Genomic DNA, 20,464 nt, shown 5'->3' on the forward strand with positions numbered 1-20,464 from the left:
GGTAACAAGATGAAATCCTTTATGAAATTTGTATTTGTATTGACGACCGCAGTGGCCGTTTCTGTCTTCAGCCTGCCGTCCGTCAGTGCCAGTGAACAGGCGGAAGCTGTTCAGTCTCAAGATCAGACGGCAGCCGTACAGAATGCGTCATCAAAAGAGCAGGTAAAAAAGAAAAAGACAAAGAAGTCGAAAAAAAAGGCGGCTCAGGTAAGACCGGCCACCAGTACGGAAAAAGCCGATACGTATCAGAAAGGACAGGCAGCACACGATGACGGCCTTTCTGTCTACAATCCTGAAAAGGATGCAGCTCCATCGGAAGGACTGGTCATTGAGGAAACGAATTTTCATTTTACTGAACCACTCCTTGTACGGCCCAGGACAGATATGATTGTCATCCATCATGTAGGAATCCCCGATGGTGATACACCGGCAGCGGCTATCCACCGGGCTCATCTGGCCAATGGATGGGCTGGCATCGGCTATCATTATGTCATCCGCAAAAATGGCGTTATCGAACGGGGCCGGCCTCTGGCCGTTGTGGGAGCTCATGCCTACGGGGAAAATTATCATACCGTCGGCATTAACGTGACTGGAAATTTTGACAAAGAAGTCCCGACTGATGCCCAGATGAAATCCCTTACAGAATTGGTGACGGCGCTTTGCCGTATCTATCATATCGATCCCGGCCCGGCAACGATTGTCGGTCACCGCGATGTGAACAGTACGGACTGCCCGGGCAAGAATCTCTATCGCCTTTTGCCACAACTTCGCGATGATGTGGAACTGAATATCTATGCTGAAAAACTAAAGGGAACTCATCTGCTGAAGCTGAAAAAATATGAAACAGAAAAACCGTAAGTGCATGTAAAAACTAAATGCATCCTTCTGGGGACATACGGATTACCAGAAGCATGAAGCATTACGATATAAAACAAAAAAAGGGCCGCAGCAAAATGACCAGGATAGTTCATTTTGCTGCGGCCCCTCTTTTGTATTCAAAATTATTCAAACTGCTGTACCAGGTCCCGGAAGGTATCTTTATGAGACGGATACCAGTCAGTAAAGGCCTGGGAATCGGCGAGGAGACGGTCATTCAGCGCCAGAAAGAATGCCGGCAGATTTTTCGTTGTAATCGTGCCAATCTGTGTGCCCATGACACCCTGACCGATGGCATAACTGCCGCCAGCGTAGATGTCGAACGCTTCTTCCATGGCAGTGCCTGTTTTTTTGCCGGATCCGCGCAATCCCAGTATGGCCAGCTGCTGGACCGTGCAATTAGACGGACATCCGGAAAAATGACATTTTGGCAAAAGCGTCGTGTCTTTGCCACTTTCCCGTAGTACGGTGGCAATATGGACGAATGTACCGTGCGAATCGCGCAATCCCTGCTGGCATACCGTTGCGCCGATGCAGCTGACCGACTGTTCAAACGGTGTCCGTGCCGTATCACTTACGGTAATATCCGCTATCGCCCGGGCTTCAGGGGCAGTCAGATTGATTATATATGCTGTTTCATCAGCGTTGAGCCGGATTTCGACATCATCCATAGCTGAAAGTGCCGTAAGAAGACGGGTGAATACAGTCATATCCGGCGTACCTCCCAGGGGCTTGTAGGCTACATAGTACAGGCCGGGCTGTTTTTGCTTTCCTATGCGCGGGTCAGACAATATGCGATCGTCATCACTGCCTTTTGTCGACGGTGTCTGCGGTTCAATCGTCAGTCTGTAATTTCCTTCAGAGCGGACTTTCCTGACGGCGTCCCGAACGGCCTTACGGAACGCATCTTCTCCCATGGCTTCCAGAATAAAGCGGGAACGATTGCGGCCGCGGTGGTCATAATCACCATATTTCATATAAATATCGCGGGCATAGGCAAAAATGTAGTAAGAAATATCTAGGGGATCGATACCGTGGTCGATGAGAATGCCAAAGCGGGAGCCATTGACGCCGAAACCTCCGCCGGCATAGACATCGAATGTATGGTCCGGGCGGGCTACAAATCCCAGATCTTTAAACGTTGCATGACCTTCATTGTCGAGGCCGTTTGAAAAGCTGATTTTAAATTTGCGGGGAAGGTTCAGCCTGGGCATGAGATTGATGACGAAGTGGGAAGCTGCTTCGATATAAGGGGTCATATCAAAGTATTCACCCTGTTCGACGCCGTGGAGGGGACTGGCCGTTATATTACGCGGATTGTCGCTTCCAGCGCCATAACAGTATATGCCGGCATCGAAGCATTCCTGGTACAAAGCCAGCAGATTTTCTTCAGACAAATGGTGAATCTGGAGAGCTTCACCTGTCGTGAAATGAATCAGGTCTAAGGGATACCGCCCGAGTATATCTTTTAAAAAGAGAATATGCTTTTTCCGGACGGCACCGCCGGAAAAGCGCAGGCGCAGCATAGAACTCTGCCCGCCCCGTTCACCATAGCTTCCAAACTTGCCAGACGTGCCCTTGTATTTGGCAGGCGGCAGCTCTTTGGCATAGAAAGCGTGGCAGGCTTCTTTAAACAGAGGGAAGCGGCTCTGTATTTCTGATTTCGTTTCCTGAGAAATATCGGTCATGGAAAGGCTCCTTTCGAAAAAGAAAGTGTAATACTGAACATAGTATACCAGAATCCCCGATGTGTGGATATACCATAATTTTCGATAGAAGTAGAAAGTTTTACATAGAAGCAACGGGATATATAGGAAATCTTTACAAAGGCGATTCACAATAGATGTGTTCGTGCAGAAGGAGGGGTTATATGAAGCAAGTTTTTTTCTCTTCCACGCTGATGTGGAGTGCACCTTTGCAGGATATGGCACAGGTCGTCCGGGACCATCAGCTGGCAGGGATAGAAGTATGGGCACAGCATTTTTTCTATCATCAGTACGACCGGAATGTTTATAGAGAATATGCCAGGAAATTCCAGATGAAAACTTTTGTGCACAGCTGCAGCTGGGATCTGAACCTGGCTTCACTCAATGAGGGAATACGGCAGGCTTCTGTTCAGGAAGTCATAGCTTCTCTGCATCTGGCCAGAGATCTGGAAGCTTCTGAAGTGACGGTTCATCCCGGACATATGACTATGCCATTCTGGCCCAGGACCAGCGTGGCCCTGTTTCATCAGTCGCTGGAACAGATTGCCGAAGCATCTCATGTTTTAGGAATCCCCGTATCACTGGAAATTATGGAGAAGATTCCGAAAGAGTTCGTCACATCTGTTGAGGCTATGGAGAACGCAGCAGGAGATTTATTTGATGCATTTTATTATACATTGGACACGGCCCACTGTGACAGTACAGCGGAAATCCGTCGCATATTGAATGAGATGCCACGGCTGTCTAAGATACATATCAGCAACCGTCAGGGTCCCGTATATCATACGCCCCTTAGGGAAGGAGATTATGACTTCATGAAACTGCTGCCCGTTTTATACAGCCGGCAGCTGCCATTGGTCGTAGAAGGGTTTGATGCCGGTACCGGCTACACGATATTACACAAAAATCTTGATTTCTTACATGAGGAGGAACAACATGAATACATGGATAAAAAAAACCTGCGGTCTCTTACTGACCGGTGTTACGCTGTTTAGTCTTGCTGGCTGCGGAGGAAGCGGGGAACAGTCATCGGCTGCCAAAGACGACCTTAAAGGGGAAGTCGTCCTCTATACGTCCCAGCCGGAAAAAGATGCCCAGAAGCTGATAGAAGCGTTTAACAAGGAACATCCTGATGTCAAAGTCAGTGTATTCCGGTCCGGTACGGAAGAAGTCATCAGTAAAGTCATGGCAGAACAATCGGCCGGTGATATCAAAGCAGATGTGCTGCTGGTCGCCGATAATGTAACCTTTGAATCCCTGAAAAATAAAGATATGCTGGAAGCTTATGAATCGTCAGAACTGTCCGGTATTCCCAGTCAGTTCATCGATAAGGACCACATGTATACGGGAACGAAAGTCATCACGACGGGCATTATGGTCAATACGGATAAAGCCAAAGAACAGCCGGCTGCTTTTGCCGATTTGACAAAAACGGCGATGAAAGACGAAGTATCCATGCCGAGTCCGCTATATTCCGGCGCGGCTGCCTATAACCTGAGCCTGCTTACCCGGACAAACGGCCTTGGCTGGGACTGGTATAATGCCCTGAAAGCCAATGGCGTTAAAGTCGATAAGGGAAATGGTTCCGTTCAGAAAGCTGTCGTTTCTGGTGAAAAAGCTTACGGTATCGTTGCCGATTTCATGGCTAACCGGTCCCGGAAAGACGGAGCGCCTGTCACCTTCATTTATCCGTCGGAAGGATCTCCTGCCGTAACCGAACCAATCGGCCTGATAAAGAATGCCAAACATAAAAAAGCAGCCCAGGCTTTTATCGATTTCGTACTGTCTAAAAAGGGACAGGAACTGGCTGCCAGCATCGGATATACGCCGATCAAAGAAGGAGTCGCTGCTCCGGAAGGTTTGAAATCGATTACGGATATCCATGTACTGTCTGGCGACGTGACGACACTCTTTACCAACCGTGAAGCCGATAAAAAACAGTTCAGCAGCATCTTCTCATAAAGGGGGACTTCCATTGTTATCCTCAAAGATACAGCGGCCGATAGTACGACTGGTGTTCTACAGCCTTCTGTGTTTTGTCTTTGTGGCTCCGGTCCTGCGCCTCTGCGTCATGAGTTTTCATGGCGCAGATGGCTATAGTCTGGCCAATTTCATTACCTTGTTCCATGACCAGCGGACGTGGGAAGCCATAAAAAATACATTGATCATTTCCATTGCGTCGACGATTATGGCTGCCTTTGTGGGCAGTTTCCTTGCTTTTGTGTCAGCCTATACCAATATTCGTCACAAAAAGCTGCTGGAACTGCTCGTTCTCATGCCGTTTATCATCCCGTCTTATATTGTGACACTGTCCTGGTCAGGCCTTTTGCTGAAGCAAGGCCATATTAATACGTTTGTGACATCACTGGGGCTTGCCCCGCTCGATTTATACAGTCTGACCGGCATATGGGTTGTCCTGGGGTTCATCAATATTCCCGTTGTCTACCTCAGCGTCGTCCACATGCTGCGCAAGATACCTGCAGAGATGGAATGGGCCTCCCGGGCCTGCGGCTTTACTATCTGGCAGACTATATGGCGCATTGACCTGCGGGAAGTCTGGCCGGCTATCGCCAGTGGCAGCCTGCTGGCATTCCTGGCTGCTATTGATAACTTTGCCGTGCCGGCCTTTCTGGGCATTTCATCGGGGATTCCCGTACTCAGTACGTACATCTACGAAAAGGCCATCAGTTTCGGACCCGATGCATTTCCCATGGCAGCCGCATTGTCTGTCCTGTTGTCGTGCATCGCCATTGGCGGGACACTGTTGGAAAGCTGTTTTGTCCATAGCCGCAGCGCCATGGAATCCATCAAAGAAGATTTCCAGCCCCGCATCATCCTGAACGGCAGCAGACGAAAGATTTTGGAGTGGGGTGTCACGGGTCTGCTCAGCCTTCTCAACTTCGTTCCATTAGCTGATATGATTCTCAACGCGTTCTTGAAAAATTATGGCCTTGCCGTGACCTATAGTAATATATCGTTGCGTAATTTTTCCTTTGTCTTTACCAATACGGGCGTTCTTACGGCTGTCCGCAACAGCCTGATTCTGGCACTGGTCACCTGTCTGGTATGCATCGTGATCGGTACGGTCCTGGCATTCCGTCAAGTGCGTTGCCATAGTCTGGCCGCTGCAATTGCTGAAAAATGCGCAGCCCTGACCTATGCACTGCCGGGCATTGTCCTGGCTCTGGCCATGATTTTCCAGTGGACGGAACCGCTCCCCGGGGTCCGGCCCCAGCTCTATGGGACAATCTACATCCTGCTGTTTGCGTACATCACGCGTTACCTGATTCTTCAGATAAAGAGCAGTAAGACTGCACTGAATGCCATTAATCCCGAACTGGAGGATGCTGTCCGTGCCAGCGGCGGTTCTATGCTGTCAGTCTGGCGCTATGTGCTGGTGCCCCTGCTGATGCGGCCTGTCCTTTCCGGTTCGTTTCTCATATTCGGCCTGTCCCTGACCGAACTAACCTTATCGTCTATTCTGGCCAGTGCCGGTACAAAGACCATCGGCCTTACGATTTTCAGTTTTCAGCAGGCCGGCGATTACAGCCTGTCGGCGGCCATGTCCACCGTCGTCGTATTACTGCTCCTTGGCGGATATATGCTGGCCTGGGCTACATCTTTAAAAAAGAAGGAGAAAAACGTGTATGAGCTTGCATCTCGAACACATAAAACAGAAATTCGGCAGCACGCCAGTGCTTAATGATATTAATCTGGTTATCAGACCGTCAGAATTCCTTGCTATCCTCGGCCCGTCCGGTTGTGGCAAGACGACATTGCTGCGGATTATCGGCGGCTTCCTGAAACCTACCTCTGGCACAGTACGCCTCGATGGCACGGTCTATTCTGATTCATCAGTCATGGTTCCCATTGAAAACAGAGACCTTGGCATGGTGTTCCAGTCCTTTGCCCTGTGGCCACACATGACTGTGCGGGAACATGTGGAATTTCCCCTGAAGAGCCGTAAAAAAGCAGGCTGGCCGGCAGAGAAAAAAGAAGCCGCTGCCGCCCAGGCCATCCATGATATGGGACTCGATGCATTGGCCGACCGCTATCCCGGGGAACTGTCCGGCGGCCAGCGCCAGCGCGTATCCCTGGCCCGGGCTATCGTCAGCAAGCCGTCCATCCTGCTTATGGATGAACCTCTGAGTGCTCTCGATGCCGAACTTAAAATCAATATGCGCAAAGAAATCCAGGACATACACCGCCGTACGGGCGCCATTATCATATACGTCACGCACGATCAGAGCGAAGCTCTGGCCATGGCAGACCGCATTCTGGTCATGCGTTACGGCGTCATCGAACAACTGGGAACACCGGAAGAAATTTATACTCACCCGGAAAGCGAATTCGTCGCTACCTTCGTCAGCAAATGTAATCTCCTTCATGGCACCTGGCAGGGGAGTGATTTTCATGTGGCGGGACATCCTTTCGTATATCCTGATACGGGTATTGCCTGTCCTTTAAAAGAAAAAGGCCTCTATCCCGTCCGGCCGGAACAATTCCATATCACCTATGATGGGCCGGGACTGGAAGCGACCATAACGAACCGGCAGTTTCACGGCAGGGAAATACACTACGCCGTCACCTGTGGTAAAGAAGAATTCCAAGTTTTTGCCCGGTCAGGAGAAGTATTTTTCCCCGGCGAATCGGTACGGCTCGTATTTACAGCGTGAAAAGAGGAAAGCATATGAATTATTTATTTGATCTGCATACCCATACGCTGGCCAGTGGCCACGCCTATGGTTCCTTTACGGATAATATTGCTGCGGCCAGGAAACGGGGCCTCTGGGGTCTGGGGGTATCAGAACATTCCAGTTCCATGCCCGGTGCGCCGCAGCCTATCTTTTTTACCAATTTTAAAGTAATCCCTGACATCATCGATGGACTGCACGTCTTTACAGGAATGGAACTAAATATTATTGATTATGATGGACATGTCGATATGGAAGAACGCATATTGCAGAAAGTCGATTACATCATTGCCAGTCTCCATAAAGACTGCATCCAGTCCGGATCGGTAGAGGAGAACACATCGGCGCTCATACAGGCTATGAAAAATCCCTATGTTAAAATTCTGGGGCATCCTGACGATGACCGCTTTCCTGTCGATTATGAAAGACTCGTAGAGGCGGCTTCCCACGAACATATTGCCATGGAAATCAATAATAGTTCTGCTTCGCCACGTAACGGGCGTACCGGTGCAGAAAAAAATATTCCTGTGCTGCTGAAATATTGTCAGCAGTATCAGGTTCCTGTCATTGCCGGCAGTGACGCGCATATATGGCTCGATGTCGGAGATTTGCAGCGGTCGGACGCCTTTTTGCAAGACGCTTGTTTTCCTGAATCTCTCGTTCTGAATGCGACGAAAGAAGGCTTATTATACGTCCTCAACGATACGCCGAGACGGAAGCGGCTTGCTGCCAGCCTGTCTGAATAGATGGTGTAGTGAACACCGGGAATATAAAAAAACAAAAGAATGGGATGGAAAAGTGTAGCACCTTTTTATATTGCAACGCTTATCGAGCGGGTATATAATGAGATTTGCTTTGATGGTTTGATGTATCATTTCATTTAAAAGCAGTAATGTATGAAGAGGAGGCTTTTCTATGTCATCTAAATTAGGCACAATCTGTATTGTGCTGACAGCAATTGCCTTCGGGACCATGGAAATCTCGTTGAAAATCGCTGGCACTGCTTTTACTCCCTTTCAATTGACCTTTCTTCGTTTTCTCGTCGGTGGTTTGCTGTTGATGCCTCTGGCACTGCGGGATATGAAGAAGCGCCATATCCATCTGAATCGTTCTGATATAGCCTATCTGGCTGTGCTGGGGCTGGTCAATATTTGTTTCAGCATGATTTTGTTCCAGATTGGGGTCAATATGGCCAATGCCGGTCTTGCGGCTATCGTCTTTTCCAGTAATCCTGTCTTTGTCATGATTTTTTCGTATTTTATTATTCATGAAGCATTTACCCGCAAAAAGGCAATTACCCTGGTCCTGAGTATCGTCGGTCTGATTATCGTGGCCAATCCCGTAGCCATTATCGAAAGCGGCAATTTTGGGCTGCTCGTTTCGGCTGCGGCAGCTGTTTCCTTTGCCCTCTATACGACACTTGGTAAGCTGCGTATTGCCAAATTGGGCGGCAATGTAGAAAATGCCTTCAGTTTCCTTCTGGGCTGCTTTTTCCTGTTCTTTATCCTCCTGTTTCACGGCGATCCTATCCTGGGCGGCATCAATTCCAGTACTATCTGGCCGCTCATTTATTGCTCCCTCGTCGTTACCGGTTTCGGGTACCTGTGCTTCATGAAAGCAATTGAACTGACTGGCCCTTCTAATGCATCTTTTGCCTTCTTCATTAAACCAGTCATCGCGTTGATCCTGTCGGCGATTATTCTGTCGGAACCGATTACAATGAACGCTGTCATCGGTCTGGTTCTCATCCTTCTGGGCTGTACCATGGCAGGGCCTATCGAACATCTCCTGTTCCGCCATCATGCGGTCGGTGAAATCGAAGGGCGTAAGAATCATCCGGCGTGGATACGGGAAGATGCAGAATGCCCGCTGGTCATCACTATTTCCCGGGAATTCGGCAGTGGCGGCCGCAATATAGGCAAACTCGTAGCCCGCAAGCTGGGCGTGCCCTACTATGACACGGCTATTCTCAATATGACACGGAAAGAACATCCCCAGACATTCGAAGCCTGGCGCAGGGAAAAAGACAATCATCTCGGTCCGCTCCTGGCTAAAGTCTACGATGATTACGTCCATTATTCGACAGGGTATGAATCGAAGCGGCAGGAGATGTTTAATGATGAATCCGATGTCATCCGGGAACTAACCAACGGTAAATCCTGCGTTATCGTCGGGCGGCTGGCAAACTATATCCTGCGCAAGCGTCCCAATACATTTAATGTATTTATTTCTTCTGATCCGGACTGGGCTGTGCAGCGCATCATGCTGCGCGAACACGTCGATGCCGATACGGCCATGAAAATCCGCAACCGCGTCAACAAGGAACGGCGCGACCACTGCATGTATTGTACTGATTCCTACTGGGGATATGGGGCCAATTACGATATGAGCCTGAAATCCAGCGATTACGGTGTCGTAAAGACAGCAGACCTCATCCTGGCAGCAGCCCAGCATCGTCTTACCATTTCGAAGGACGAACTCAATCCTGTTACAAAGGACAATGCCCGGGATGAAAAAACAACAGCTGTGCCCGAAGACTGATACGGTATAGGTGTTACCGGGCAGGGAAAATTTCTTTTGAAAAAGACTTGCATTATCCTGCTATATCGGGTATACTATCTTACGTCAAATAAAATATAGTTCCATCAAGAGACGGCGGAGGGACTGGCCCTGTGATGCCGCAGCAACCTTCATCTATTGAAAGGTGCTAAATCCAACAGTGTATATACTGGCAGATGGGTATACGTAGCCCCCTCTTGTCAGAGAGGGCTTTTTTTTACATACGTATCAAATGGAACTAAAAAAGTTAAGGAGGATATACAAATGGCTAAAAACCGCGAATTCTTTACTTCTGAATCCGTTACTGAAGGTCATCCTGATAAGATGGCTGACCAGATTTCCGACAGCATCCTTGATGCCATCCTGGCAAAAGACAAAAATGCCCGCGTTGCCTGCGAAACGCTGGTAACGACTGGCATGGTCCATGTCGTAGGTGAAATTTCCACTACCTGTTATGTCGATATTCCACATATCGTCCGCGAAACAATCCGTGAAATCGGTTACACGCGGGCTAAATACGGCTTTGACTGCGATACATGCGGCATCCTCGTATCCCTTGACGAACAGTCTTCAGATATTGCTATGGGCGTCGATGAAGCTATGGAAGCAAAAGAAGGGCAGAAGGATAAATTTGATATGATTGGTGCCGGTGACCAGGGTATGATGTTCGGCTACGCTACTAATGAAACGGACGATTACATGCCACTGCCGATTTCCCTGGCACACCGTCTGGCACGCCGCCTGGCGAAGGTCCGTAAGGATGGCACGCTGTCTTATCTCCGTCCCGATGGAAAGACACAGGTCACGGTCGAATACGATGACGGCAAGCCGGTCCGCATCGATACCATTGTCATTTCGGCACAACACAGCCCGGAAGTAACACGTGACCAGATTGAAAAAGATCTCCTCGAATACGTCATCAAGCCGGAACTTCCTGAAGGCCTGTTCGATGACAAGACGAAACTGTATATTAATCCGACGGGACGGTTCGTCATCGGCGGCCCTCAGGGTGATTCGGGACTCACGGGACGGAAAATCATCGTCGATACGTACGGCGGCATGGCCCGTCATGGCGGCGGATGCTTCTCCGGCAAGGACCCCACAAAAGTCGACCGTTCGGCCGCTTATGCAGCCCGTTATGTAGCCAAGAATATTGTTGCCGCGGGACTGGCTGATAAGGTCGAAATCCAGCTGGCTTATGCCATAGGCGTTGCCCGCCCTGTTTCTATCCACGTTGAAACGTTCGGTACAGGCAAGGTCGATAACGATGTCATCGTCAGCCTGATCAATAAACACTTTGATCTCCGCCCGGCCGGCATCATCGAAATGCTCGACCTGCAGCGTCCTATCTACAAACAGACCGCTGCTTATGGTCACTTTGGCCGCAACGATCTGGATCTTCCCTGGGAAAAGACCGATAAGGCCGATATTCTCCGTAAAGAAGCCGGATTATAATAGGCAATTGTCCTTGATGTCTGCCTGACGAAAGTGTATGACTTCACTTTCTACAGTACTTTACGGATTGACAAATATGCTCTTTTTGAGTATAATTTCAATGTGTGCAGTAAAGCACTCCCTAACATACATTTGGAGGGAGGGATATAGAATGGCAGAAATCAAAGTTGGTAAAAATGAATCCTTGGACAGCGCACTGCGCCGTTTCAAACGTTCTTGCCAAAAAGCAGGTGTTCTTTCCGAAGTCCGGAAACGCGAACACTATGAAAAACCGAGCGTACGGAGAAAGAAAAAATCTGAAGCAGCACGGAAACGGAAGTATAGAGCATAATCGCAAAGAGTAGAAGGGTGATATCATGTCTCTGAAAGAAGAACTGCTTCAAGATATGAAAACGGCAATGAAAGCGAAAGAAGCTGGTAAGACAGCTCTTTCCGTCATACGCATGGTCCGTAATTCCATTAGAAATACGGAAATCAATGGTAAATGCGAACTGGATGATGCCGGTGTGGCAGCAGTCATTGCCAAAGAAATGAAACAGCGCAAAGAATCGCTGGCTGAATTTGAAAAAGCCGGCCGTACTGACCTGGCAGACCAGACAAAGGCTGAAATGGCCGTTCTGGAAAAGTATATGCCAAAACAGCTGACGGAAGATGAAGTTGCGCAAATCGTCCGTGACACCATTGCCGGGCAGGATGCGTCGTCTCTTAAGATGGGCGATGTCATGAAGCTCGTCATGCCGAAAGTCAAGGGCAAAGCCGACGGGAAGGTCGTTTCCCAGACCGTCAAAAAAATCTTACAAAACAAGTAGTGAATTTATCATAAATCGCTTGACAAATCCGCTGATTGATTGTAATATTTAACCATGATTTAGACAACAAAATAAGTCATGAATCAAGTCAAAGAAGACTTCAAACCAAATTTTAGGGGAGAAGTCTTTTTTATTTGTTAAGGAGGAATTGGGTATGGTAAAAGAAGATTTAGTTTATGTCATTCCTGCAGGTCAGTATGGTAAAGAAGGGGTATTGGCCCTGCTCGAACAGCATCCGGAAATCAAATTTGTATCTCTCGTAGGCGTCGATCTCGCCGGCAATGATACAGATGAAAAGATTCCTATTTCTACGTTCTTTGATGACTATGATGATTTCTTCAATGCAACGGCTTTCCAGACAGATGGTTCTTCCGTCGTCCTGCCGGGTATTGCAACGCTTTCCAATGCCCGTGTTGATATCAAGGCTGACCCCGGCGTAAACTGGTTCGTCGATTATAACGATGGCAACATCGATTATGCAACAGGCAAGCCGGTTGGTACTCTCCGTATCCCCAGCTTTCTGCGTCATGCAACGGGCTATATCGATTCCCGTTCCATTCTCCGCAACACATTGAATTATGTTAATGATGAACTTCTGGCAGTCATCAAAAAATACGGCGTCAAAGGCCTGACCATTAATACTGACGATATCGAAAAAATCGTATTTACGACGGCAACCGAACTGGAATTCTGGGTCAAGACCCCGAGCCAGGAAGTGGCAACACGCAGCCTTTCCGTTACACAGAAACTGCAGGAATCGTATTGGCAGCGTACACACGGCGTAGTCCGTACAGCTTTGGAACAGGCTGTTGAACGCCTCCGTCTCTATGGCCTCGAACCAGAAATGGGGCATAAAGAAGTCGGTGGTATCAAAGCCCAAATTGATGATTCCGGTAATCTGATTTACGTTCTCGAACAGCTCGAAATCGACTGGAAATACACAGGCGATCCCGTACAGACGGCTGATAACGAAATCCAGGCCCGTGTCATCGTCCGTGAAGTATTCCGTGAAAACGGTCTTGAAGTTACGTTCCAGGCTAAACCGATTCAGGGCGTTGCCGGCAGTGGCGAACACACCCATATCGGCATCGGTGCCATCATGAAGAACGGTAAATTCGTCAACCTCTACAATCCTGATGACATGTCCCAGGAATTCCTGTCTGCTCTCGGCTATGGTGCTATCATGGGCATCCTGAAACATTACGAAGTCATCAATCCGTTCGTTTCTTCGACAAACGATGCCCTCAATCGTCTCAAACCGGGCTTTGAAGCTCCGGTCTGCATCGTAACAGCCCTCGGTGGCGAAACACCGGCTGTACAGTCCCGTAACCGTTCGGTCCTCATCGGCCTGATCCGCAATACGATGAAACCGGCTGCTACCCGTTTCGAACTGCGTGCTCCTAACGCTTTCACTAATACTTATATTGCCATTTCCCTGTTGTATATTGCCGCTCTCGACGGTATCAAATATGCCCTGTCCAGTGGCAAGACACCGGCTGAATTATGTGCCGAACTTTCGAAGAAACCGGGCGATGACGCCGATTACCTTGAAAAAGACCGTGCATACCGCAGCGAAGTCGATGTATTTGAAGCCTTTACCGATGAAGAACGGGCTGACATGTTTGGCAAGGCTCCGAAGACCGTCTGGGAAAACTTCAAAGCTCTCGACGAATATCCGGAAAAACTGGCAGAAATTACCAAAGGTGCCTTTGAAAAACGTTTTGTAGAATCGTTTAAACTGGGTGCTCTTACCCGCTGGGCTCTGGAACTCCAGTACCGCATCATCCCGGACAACCTGGAAAAGGTCATCGCATGCAAACAACTTCATACAGAAGCCGATTCCAACCCGCTGGAAGTTGAACGCTGGAAGATCATCAACACGCTCCGTACAGAACTGGGCCGCGATACGGAAAAGAATCTGTCTATCTTCTCCAAAATCAAAAAAGCCCTGGCTGTCAAAGATTATGACACGGCTTCCGACCTGATGGTCATCATGAACGACAAGATGGATGAATTGCTGAATCTGTATTATGAATACAGCCACAATGCATTCTAATAAACGTTGCAGTCTGTGATGCAGTAATACTGTATAAAGTAAACACCTGTCTTATGGGAGAATTATCTCATAAGGCAGGTGTTTTTGCGTCGTACGGCCATTGTCTCTCAAGCGAAACAGGTATTCAGCCAAAAGAACAGGAAGTTATTTATCTAATATATGCATATTGACTGGAGAAATAAGATATTTCTATTCACAATATGTATCAATAACCTGTATTAAAGTACAGGTTATTTTTTTTTGAAATTTAGTATCCTATACGTAGATAAATAGAACTAAAAAAATAACAAAAGAATGCCCACGATGAATCATTTTGTAAAGGAGGTTGTATTATGGGTTTAATTAAAGCAGCGATGGGTGCGGCAGGTGGCGTCCTGGCCGACCAGTGGAAAGAGTTTTTCTATTGTGACAGTATGCCTGCAGACGTCCTGATGATGAAAGGGCAGAAGCGGATTAGTTCCCGTGGCCGCAGTTCCAATACGAGCGGGGAAGACAACATCATTTCTAACGGCTCGAAAATTGCCGTCAATAACGGACAGTGTATGATGATTGTCGAATCGGGCAAGGTCGTCGATCTCTGCAACGAGCCGGGCGAGTATATTTATGATAAATCTACGGAGCCATCTATTTTTACAGGTGATCTCAAGCAGGGACTCAAAGACATGTGGGGACAGATGAAGGAACGATTTACCTTTGGTGGCGATACGGGGAAAGATCAGCGTGTCTACTATTTCAACATGAAAGAACTGGTCGGTAATAAATACGGTACGCCCCAGGAAGTTCCTTTCAAGATGAAAGATCCCGATACGGGGCAGATTCTTCTGATCCGTCTGCGTTGTTTTGGCGAATATAGTTATCATATCGTCGATCCCGTCCTGTTCTATACGAATATAGCGAGCAATGTCGACGACAGGTATGAACGCAGCCAGATTGACAGCCAGTTGAAATCGGAACTGCTCAATGCGCTGCAGCCGGCTTTCGCCAGGTTGAGCGCCCAGAGGATTGACTACGTCGAACTGCCAGGACGGACGTTTGAAATCGCCGATGCCCTGAATGAGGTCCTGTCCAAACGATGGCGGGAACTGCGCGGTCTGGAAATCGTATCCTTTGGCATCAACAGTATCAAAGCTAATGAAGAAGATGAAGCGAAAATCCAGAAAGTACAGATGGGTAAGACGCTGTCAGATCCGTCCCTGGCCATGGGAGCTATGGCTGATGCCACCAGCGATTCCATGCGTATGGCCGCCCAGAATGAAGGTGCCGGCGGTGCAGCTTTTGGTTTCATGAACATGAGTATGGCCGGCAATGCCGGTGCCGGCATGTATCAGCAGATGGCTCAGCAGCAGGAGCTGATGAACCGGCGGCAACGACTGATGGACCCGCAGCAGTTCGAAGCGGAACGGGTCGTAGCTGCGCAGGCAGGCGGAGCGATGGCGGCCGGTACGGCAGGCAGCTGGACCTGCCCGCAATGCGGCACGGCGAACCAGGGCAAGTTCTGCCTCAACTGCGGAACGAAGAAACCGGAACCTAAACCGGCTGAAGGTATGTGGGACTGTGGCTGTGGACAGAAAGGCAATACGGGAAAATTCTGTGAAAATTGTGGCAAGCCCCGTCCGGAACAGAAAAAAGATGCCGATGGATGGACCTGCCCGCAGTGCGGCGCTGTCAATCAGGGCAAGTTCTGTATGGAATGCGGTACGAAAAAGCCGGCTGATGCCCCTCTTTTCAAATGCGATAAATGTGGCTGGCAGCCGCCGGATCCCCATCATCCGCCAAAATTCTGCCCTCAGTGCGGCGATCCTTTTGATGACAACGATAAACAGTGACGTATGAAATGAGGTGAGATTATGGCTAATACCTCTGTGGGATATACATGCCCCAATTGTGGAGGGCCTCTGGAATTTGCTCCTGGTACCGCCAAGGTAACCTGTCCGTATTGTGATACGGAATTCGAAGTTGCCAAAATCGAAGAATTGTTTGCAAAGCAAGAAAAGATGGCGGCAGAAGCCCAGGCTGCAAAGGAAGCTAAATGGGATACGGCAAATGCCGGCAGTGAATGGAGTGAAGACGAAGCAGCCCAACTGCAGATTTTCACTTGTTCGTCTTGTGGTGCTGAAATCGTCAGTGATAGCAATACAATGGCGACAGAATGCTGTTATTGTGGCAATCCTACCATGCTGCCCAGTCGTTTCTCGGGGATGCTCAAGCCGGACTTTGTCATCCCCTTTACAAAGACAAAAGAAGATGCCATAGCAGCATTAAATGCGTTTTATAAGGGAAAGCGGCTCCTGCCAAAAGCTTTTACGGCCCATAACCGCGTAGAAGCCATCCAGCCCATGTACGTGCCCTTCTGGCTCTTTGATTCCGAAGTGACGGCGTCGGCTGAATTCAAGGCAGAGACTGATACGGTCTATGAAACGAAAGACGAACGCATCACTGAGACCAGCGTCTACCGCTGCGACCGCAAGGGGACTATGCGCTTCCAGCGTATCCCCGTCGATGGCAGCCAGAAGATGGATGACACGTACATGGAAAGCATCGAACCTTACGATTATGATGGCATGAAAGATTTCAGCAGTGTCTACCTGACGGGATGCCTTGCCGATAAATACGATGTCGATGCTGAAGCAGCCGTACCCCGGGCAGACGAACGGGTCCGCCAGAGCGCCATCGGTGTCCTCGAAGATACCGTCGAAGGGTATGACCGGGTAGAACTCAAAGAAGATGTCATCAGCAAAGATGAAGGAGCTGTGTCCTACGCCATGGCGCCGGTGTGGATTTTGACGACGCGTTACCAGGACCAGCCGTATACCTTCATGATGAACGGCCAGACCGGCAAGATGATCGGCAGCCTGCCCTATGACAAGCAGAAAGCTAATCTGTACTGGGCCGGCAGCTCTCTGATCCTGACAGTGATTTCTTACTTCATCGCCAAGTTGTTCGTATAAGGAGGGATAGTCATGAAAGGATATGTAACGAAATGTATGCTGTTCCTTGTCTGCCTGTTCTTCCTGACGATGAACGCCCTGGCTGCCAATCCGTCCAGCCTGGCTGACGGGGCTCAGCTCTTAAAGGGAAGTGAACGCATTGCCGTGTTAAATGAAATCGGCAATGTCGAAAAGAAATATGGCGTGCGCCTGGCTGTCGTCACGGTCGCCTCGACGAAGCAAGTGAAAATCGGTGACTATGCCAATCAGATTCTGGACAGCACCTATAAGGACGGAAAGAATGGCAATATGGTCCTGGTCCTGGCCATGGATACACGCGATTACTACATCGCTACAGATAAGACCATGCGCCAGCGCATCACGGATAAAGGCGGCATACCGGCACTGGAAGAACAATTCCTGCCTCTGCTGAAAGAAAAGAAATATGCCGATGCTTTCAAAGCGTATGCGTCGGAGTCTGGTGAACTGTTGGCTTATTATGAAGCCAATGGCAAGGCCTACGATCCTCATGACCAGTTCAGTGTTACGGCCCTGGCCATCGCCCTGGTCCTCGGTATCGGCGGTGGCTTCCTCATCCGGCGCTATCTCATTAGTACCATGAGCAATGTCGCCCCGGCCCTGGCGGCTTCGGCCTACCTTGATGAAGACAGTTTCGACCTCGTAGAGAAGGACGATACCTTCCTGTTCATGAACGTGTCCCGCGTAGCCAAAGCCAAAAAAGAAGAACGCCACGATAGCACCGACAGCAGTCACGGTGGCGGAGGAGGGAAGTTTTAAACAGGTGTATAAGGAGAGCTCGTTATGAGATATGAGAAAAAAATACTGCTCATGCTGATGGCGGCCTGCCTGATTGGAACCAGTGCCTTAGCCTGTGAAGAAGGGTATCGCCGGGCCGTGCGCCTGGATTCTGATGAAGCGCAGCAGATTCACGTTTTTACGCAATACTGGGATACCATTTATCCCAGGGACGGGAACCCCTTAAAGAAATTTGCTGTCACCGACCTAGACGGCGACGGCCTGCTGGAAATCCTGACGCAGGACCAGAAGGGAAAAACCGTTCCCGTCGTCCATGAAGTGAACCCTCAGCGCCAGGGCCTGACCTTGAAGAGCAAGCAATGGTATTACCGGCACATCTTCCAGCATAACATCGCCTGGTTCACCATGCATCCTGAAACGGCAGCCGGCCCCTGGGTAGGCCGTACGGAAATCGTCGAATGGATGCTCCAGGACAGCTATGACATCTATATGGGCCGTAAAGAAGGATTTGGATAAGCCCTGTCGTTCATAAGAAAGGACGTGTTTGCTATGAAATTCAGGACAACCTCGCTTGGAATGAAGCAGAAGAAACTGTTGGTCACGCTGCTCGCAGCCTGCTTTTTCACCACTGGTGCCGCACTGGCTGCTACCGGAGGGCCCGATACCAGCCGGGTAACTATTTATAATATTACGGAAAATACGATGTGGGTCAGAGTGACGGACCGGTCGCGGACGTCGGTGTACGTCAAAAATGGCAGCAGTGTCAAGGAATATTATTCCAGCCACAGCGGCCGGACGGCAGCCGAAGACATTTATGCGGCGCTGCGCGGCACAGGCAGTGAAATCATGACCCCCAATACGGTCCTCGTAGGCTATCTCAAGAGATGTGGCGCTAATGAAATCAAACAGATTTCTACCAAAGGCATCACCGTTTATGTATTAAAGGTCTATTAAGAAGGAGGGAACAGGATGGCTTTTGGCAGGAAATACTGGCTGGTCCTGGCCCTCTGCCTGGCCCTGCAGGGGTCAGGCCAGGTCCGTGCCGATCTCGTCGTCTTACACACTAACGATGCCCACTGTGGCGTGGAGAATCAGCTGGGTTATGCCCAGGTAGCCCAGTATAAGAAGGAATTGATGAAGAATCCTGACGATACGGTGCAGCTCGTCGATGCTGGCGATGCCATCCAGGGCGAACCCCTGGGAAGTCTGACCCGGGGGCAGGCCGTTATCGACATCATGAATGCCGCTGGCTATGATTTCGCCATTCCCGGCAATCACGAATTCGACTATGGCGTAGCACGCCTGCTGGAACTGGCACCACAGCTTACTGGCGGCTATTACAGCTGTAACCTGGTGGATCTGCGGACGGGGAAAACGGTCTTTCCGCCGTATAAGATGGTGACCTATGACGGCGGGAAAAAGGCGGCCTTCATCGGTGTGACGACACCCCAGACACTGATTTCCTCGACGCCCCGTTACTTCCAGGACGATAAGGGACAGTTCATCTACGGCTTTTCCGAAGATGCGACAGGACAGAAACTCTATGAACAGGTCCAAAAGGCTATAGACCAGGCTTGGGAAGAGGGGGCCCGGACAATCATCCTGGTTACCCACCTGGGCCAGAATGGATCGCTCCCGGTCTGGACCAGCGAGGCCCTGGCTGCACATACGCAGAAAGTGGCAGCCATCATCGATGGTCATTCCCATGAACGGTATGAACACCTGGTCAGGAACAGCAAAGGCCAGCCCGTCCTCATCGCACAGACGGGAACGAAATTCCAGTCCATCGGCAAGCTGGTCATCGATGACTACGGCCACGTGCAGGGCGAATTAGTGACCCGGCTGGACGGGGCCGATGCGGCAACAGAAGCCGTCGTACAGCGGGGGATGGCTGTCGTCCGGGAACAGCTCCAGCTGCAGGTTGCCATGTCGCCTGTGGATTTCGTGACAGATATCCAGGGCCAGCGGCGCGTCCGTAACGGGGAAACCAACCTGGCTGATTTAGCCGTCGATGCCATCCGTTACCGGCTGCATACCGATGTGGCTCTCCTGAACGGCGGCTCCTTCCGGGCCCCGCTATCAGCCGGCGTCGTGACCTATGAATCGCTATACCGCGTCTTTCCCTTTTCCAATCAGCTCGTCGTCTGCAGCGTAACGGGCCAGCAGCTCCTCGATGCCCTGGAAATGGGGGCTTCGCGGTATCCTCAGGAATTTGGCGGATTTTTGCAGGTATCCGGCCTGACTTACCGCATCGATCCGGCTATTCCCAGTTCCGTCGTCCTCGACGATAAAGGCCGTTTCGTCAAAGTAGCCGGCCCGCGGCGGGTCAAAGACGTCATGGTCAACGGAAAGACCATCGAGGCCGATGAAGACTACCGCGGCGGCGGTACGGCTTACGTCCTGCGAAATGGCGGCGATGGACAAACCAGCCTGCAAGGCGGTATCCTGCTGGAAGATACGGGATTGTCCGATGTCGAGGCCCTGGCAGACTATCTCGCCCATAAAGGGGACACACTGGCTGCTGACTATGGGAACCCGGCCGGACAGGGACGGATTACCATCGGGCTTTGAAGACTTACCGATAATTTAATAGAAATAATACAAA

Annotated in this window: 18 protein-coding genes and 1 riboswitch; of the genes, 17 read left to right on the forward strand and 1 reads right to left on the reverse strand. The window is 49.9% G+C overall.

Annotated elements, in window-relative coordinates:
- The first annotated feature begins 9 nt into the window (after positions 1–9).
- Positions 10–858 (forward strand): peptidoglycan recognition family protein, encoded by an 849-nt coding sequence (locus tag ACGTIC_RS08300; RefSeq protein ID WP_113855979.1) that lies wholly within the window; start codon positions 10–12, stop codon positions 856–858.
- 143 nt (positions 859–1,001) lie between these two features.
- On the opposite strand, the gene ACGTIC_RS08305 is transcribed toward ACGTIC_RS08300, so the two are convergent.
- Complete coding sequence (locus ACGTIC_RS08305) at positions 1,002–2,564, reverse strand: nitrite/sulfite reductase (protein ID WP_113855978.1); 1,563 nt, start codon at positions 2,562–2,564, stop codon at positions 1,002–1,004.
- Between the two features lie 182 nt (positions 2,565–2,746).
- Between ACGTIC_RS08305 and ACGTIC_RS08310 the strand changes: the two genes are divergently transcribed.
- The 16 genes from ACGTIC_RS08310 to ACGTIC_RS08385 all read left to right on the forward strand — a co-directional run bounded on the left by ACGTIC_RS08310 (position 2,747) and on the right by ACGTIC_RS08385 (position 20,430).
- Positions 2,747–3,577, forward strand: a complete 831-nt coding sequence (locus tag ACGTIC_RS08310) for a sugar phosphate isomerase/epimerase (protein ID WP_113855977.1) — start codon at positions 2,747–2,749, stop codon at positions 3,575–3,577.
- Complete coding sequence (locus tag ACGTIC_RS08315) at positions 3,519–4,544, forward strand: ABC transporter substrate-binding protein (protein WP_113855976.1); 1,026 nt, start codon at positions 3,519–3,521, stop codon at positions 4,542–4,544. The genes ACGTIC_RS08310 and ACGTIC_RS08315 overlap by 59 nt, the downstream gene beginning before the upstream one ends.
- A gap of 13 nt (positions 4,545–4,557) precedes the next feature.
- On the forward strand, positions 4,558–6,285 hold the full coding sequence (locus ACGTIC_RS08320; RefSeq protein ID WP_257536512.1) for an iron ABC transporter permease: 1,728 nt from the start codon (positions 4,558–4,560) through the stop codon (positions 6,283–6,285).
- On the forward strand, positions 6,230–7,258 hold the full coding sequence (locus ACGTIC_RS08325; protein WP_113855975.1) for an ABC transporter ATP-binding protein: 1,029 nt from the start codon (positions 6,230–6,232) through the stop codon (positions 7,256–7,258). The genes ACGTIC_RS08320 and ACGTIC_RS08325 overlap by 56 nt, the downstream gene beginning before the upstream one ends.
- 14 nt (positions 7,259–7,272) lie before the next feature.
- Positions 7,273–8,022 carry a phosphatase gene (locus ACGTIC_RS08330; protein WP_113855974.1) on the forward strand — a complete coding sequence of 250 codons (750 nt, stop codon included), beginning with the start codon at positions 7,273–7,275 and terminating at the stop codon, positions 8,020–8,022.
- Positions 8,023–8,191: 169 nt separating this feature from the next.
- Positions 8,192–9,817: an EamA family transporter gene (locus tag ACGTIC_RS08335; RefSeq protein ID WP_113855973.1), complete on the forward strand. Its 1,626-nt coding sequence runs from the start codon at positions 8,192–8,194 to the stop codon at positions 9,815–9,817.
- A gap of 98 nt (positions 9,818–9,915) precedes the next feature.
- Positions 9,916–10,018, forward strand: a riboswitch (SAM riboswitch).
- Between the two features lie 81 nt (positions 10,019–10,099).
- Complete coding sequence (gene metK, locus ACGTIC_RS08340; protein ID WP_059077464.1) at positions 10,100–11,290, forward strand: methionine adenosyltransferase; 1,191 nt, start codon at positions 10,100–10,102, stop codon at positions 11,288–11,290.
- A gap of 151 nt (positions 11,291–11,441) precedes the next feature.
- Positions 11,442–11,621 carry a 30S ribosomal protein S21 gene (gene rpsU, locus ACGTIC_RS08345; protein WP_059077465.1) on the forward strand — a complete coding sequence of 60 codons (180 nt, stop codon included), beginning with the start codon at positions 11,442–11,444 and terminating at the stop codon, positions 11,619–11,621.
- Positions 11,622–11,646: 25 nt separating this feature from the next.
- Entirely contained in the window at positions 11,647–12,099 is a 453-nt protein-coding gene (locus ACGTIC_RS08350) for a GatB/YqeY domain-containing protein (protein ID WP_059077466.1), read from the forward strand.
- Between the two features lie 154 nt (positions 12,100–12,253).
- Positions 12,254–14,155 carry a glutamine synthetase gene (locus tag ACGTIC_RS08355; protein WP_075582325.1) on the forward strand — a complete coding sequence of 634 codons (1,902 nt, stop codon included), beginning with the start codon at positions 12,254–12,256 and terminating at the stop codon, positions 14,153–14,155.
- 332 nt (positions 14,156–14,487) lie between these two features.
- Positions 14,488–15,981, forward strand: coding sequence for an SPFH domain-containing protein (locus ACGTIC_RS08360; protein WP_113855972.1), 1,494 nt, complete (start codon positions 14,488–14,490; stop codon positions 15,979–15,981).
- A 21-nt stretch (positions 15,982–16,002) separates the two neighbouring features.
- Complete coding sequence (locus ACGTIC_RS08365; RefSeq protein WP_113855971.1) at positions 16,003–17,103, forward strand: IBR domain-containing protein; 1,101 nt, start codon at positions 16,003–16,005, stop codon at positions 17,101–17,103.
- Positions 17,104–17,115: 12 nt separating this feature from the next.
- A complete protein-coding gene (locus ACGTIC_RS08370; protein WP_059077470.1) occupies positions 17,116–17,880 on the forward strand; it encodes a YgcG family protein in 765 nt (254 codons plus the stop codon).
- 24 nt (positions 17,881–17,904) lie between these two features.
- Complete coding sequence (locus tag ACGTIC_RS08375) at positions 17,905–18,375, forward strand: hypothetical protein (protein WP_059077471.1); 471 nt, start codon at positions 17,905–17,907, stop codon at positions 18,373–18,375.
- 33 nt (positions 18,376–18,408) lie between these two features.
- Entirely contained in the window at positions 18,409–18,813 is a 405-nt protein-coding gene (locus ACGTIC_RS08380) for a hypothetical protein (protein WP_113855970.1), read from the forward strand.
- Positions 18,814–18,828: 15 nt separating this feature from the next.
- Positions 18,829–20,430: a bifunctional UDP-sugar hydrolase/5'-nucleotidase gene (locus ACGTIC_RS08385; protein ID WP_113855969.1), complete on the forward strand. Its 1,602-nt coding sequence runs from the start codon at positions 18,829–18,831 to the stop codon at positions 20,428–20,430.
- The last annotated feature ends 34 nt before the right edge of the window (positions 20,431–20,464 follow it).

Source organism: Megasphaera hexanoica (assembly GCF_043520715.1).
Classification (GTDB): domain Bacteria; phylum Bacillota; class Negativicutes; order Veillonellales; family Megasphaeraceae; genus Megasphaera; species Megasphaera hexanoica.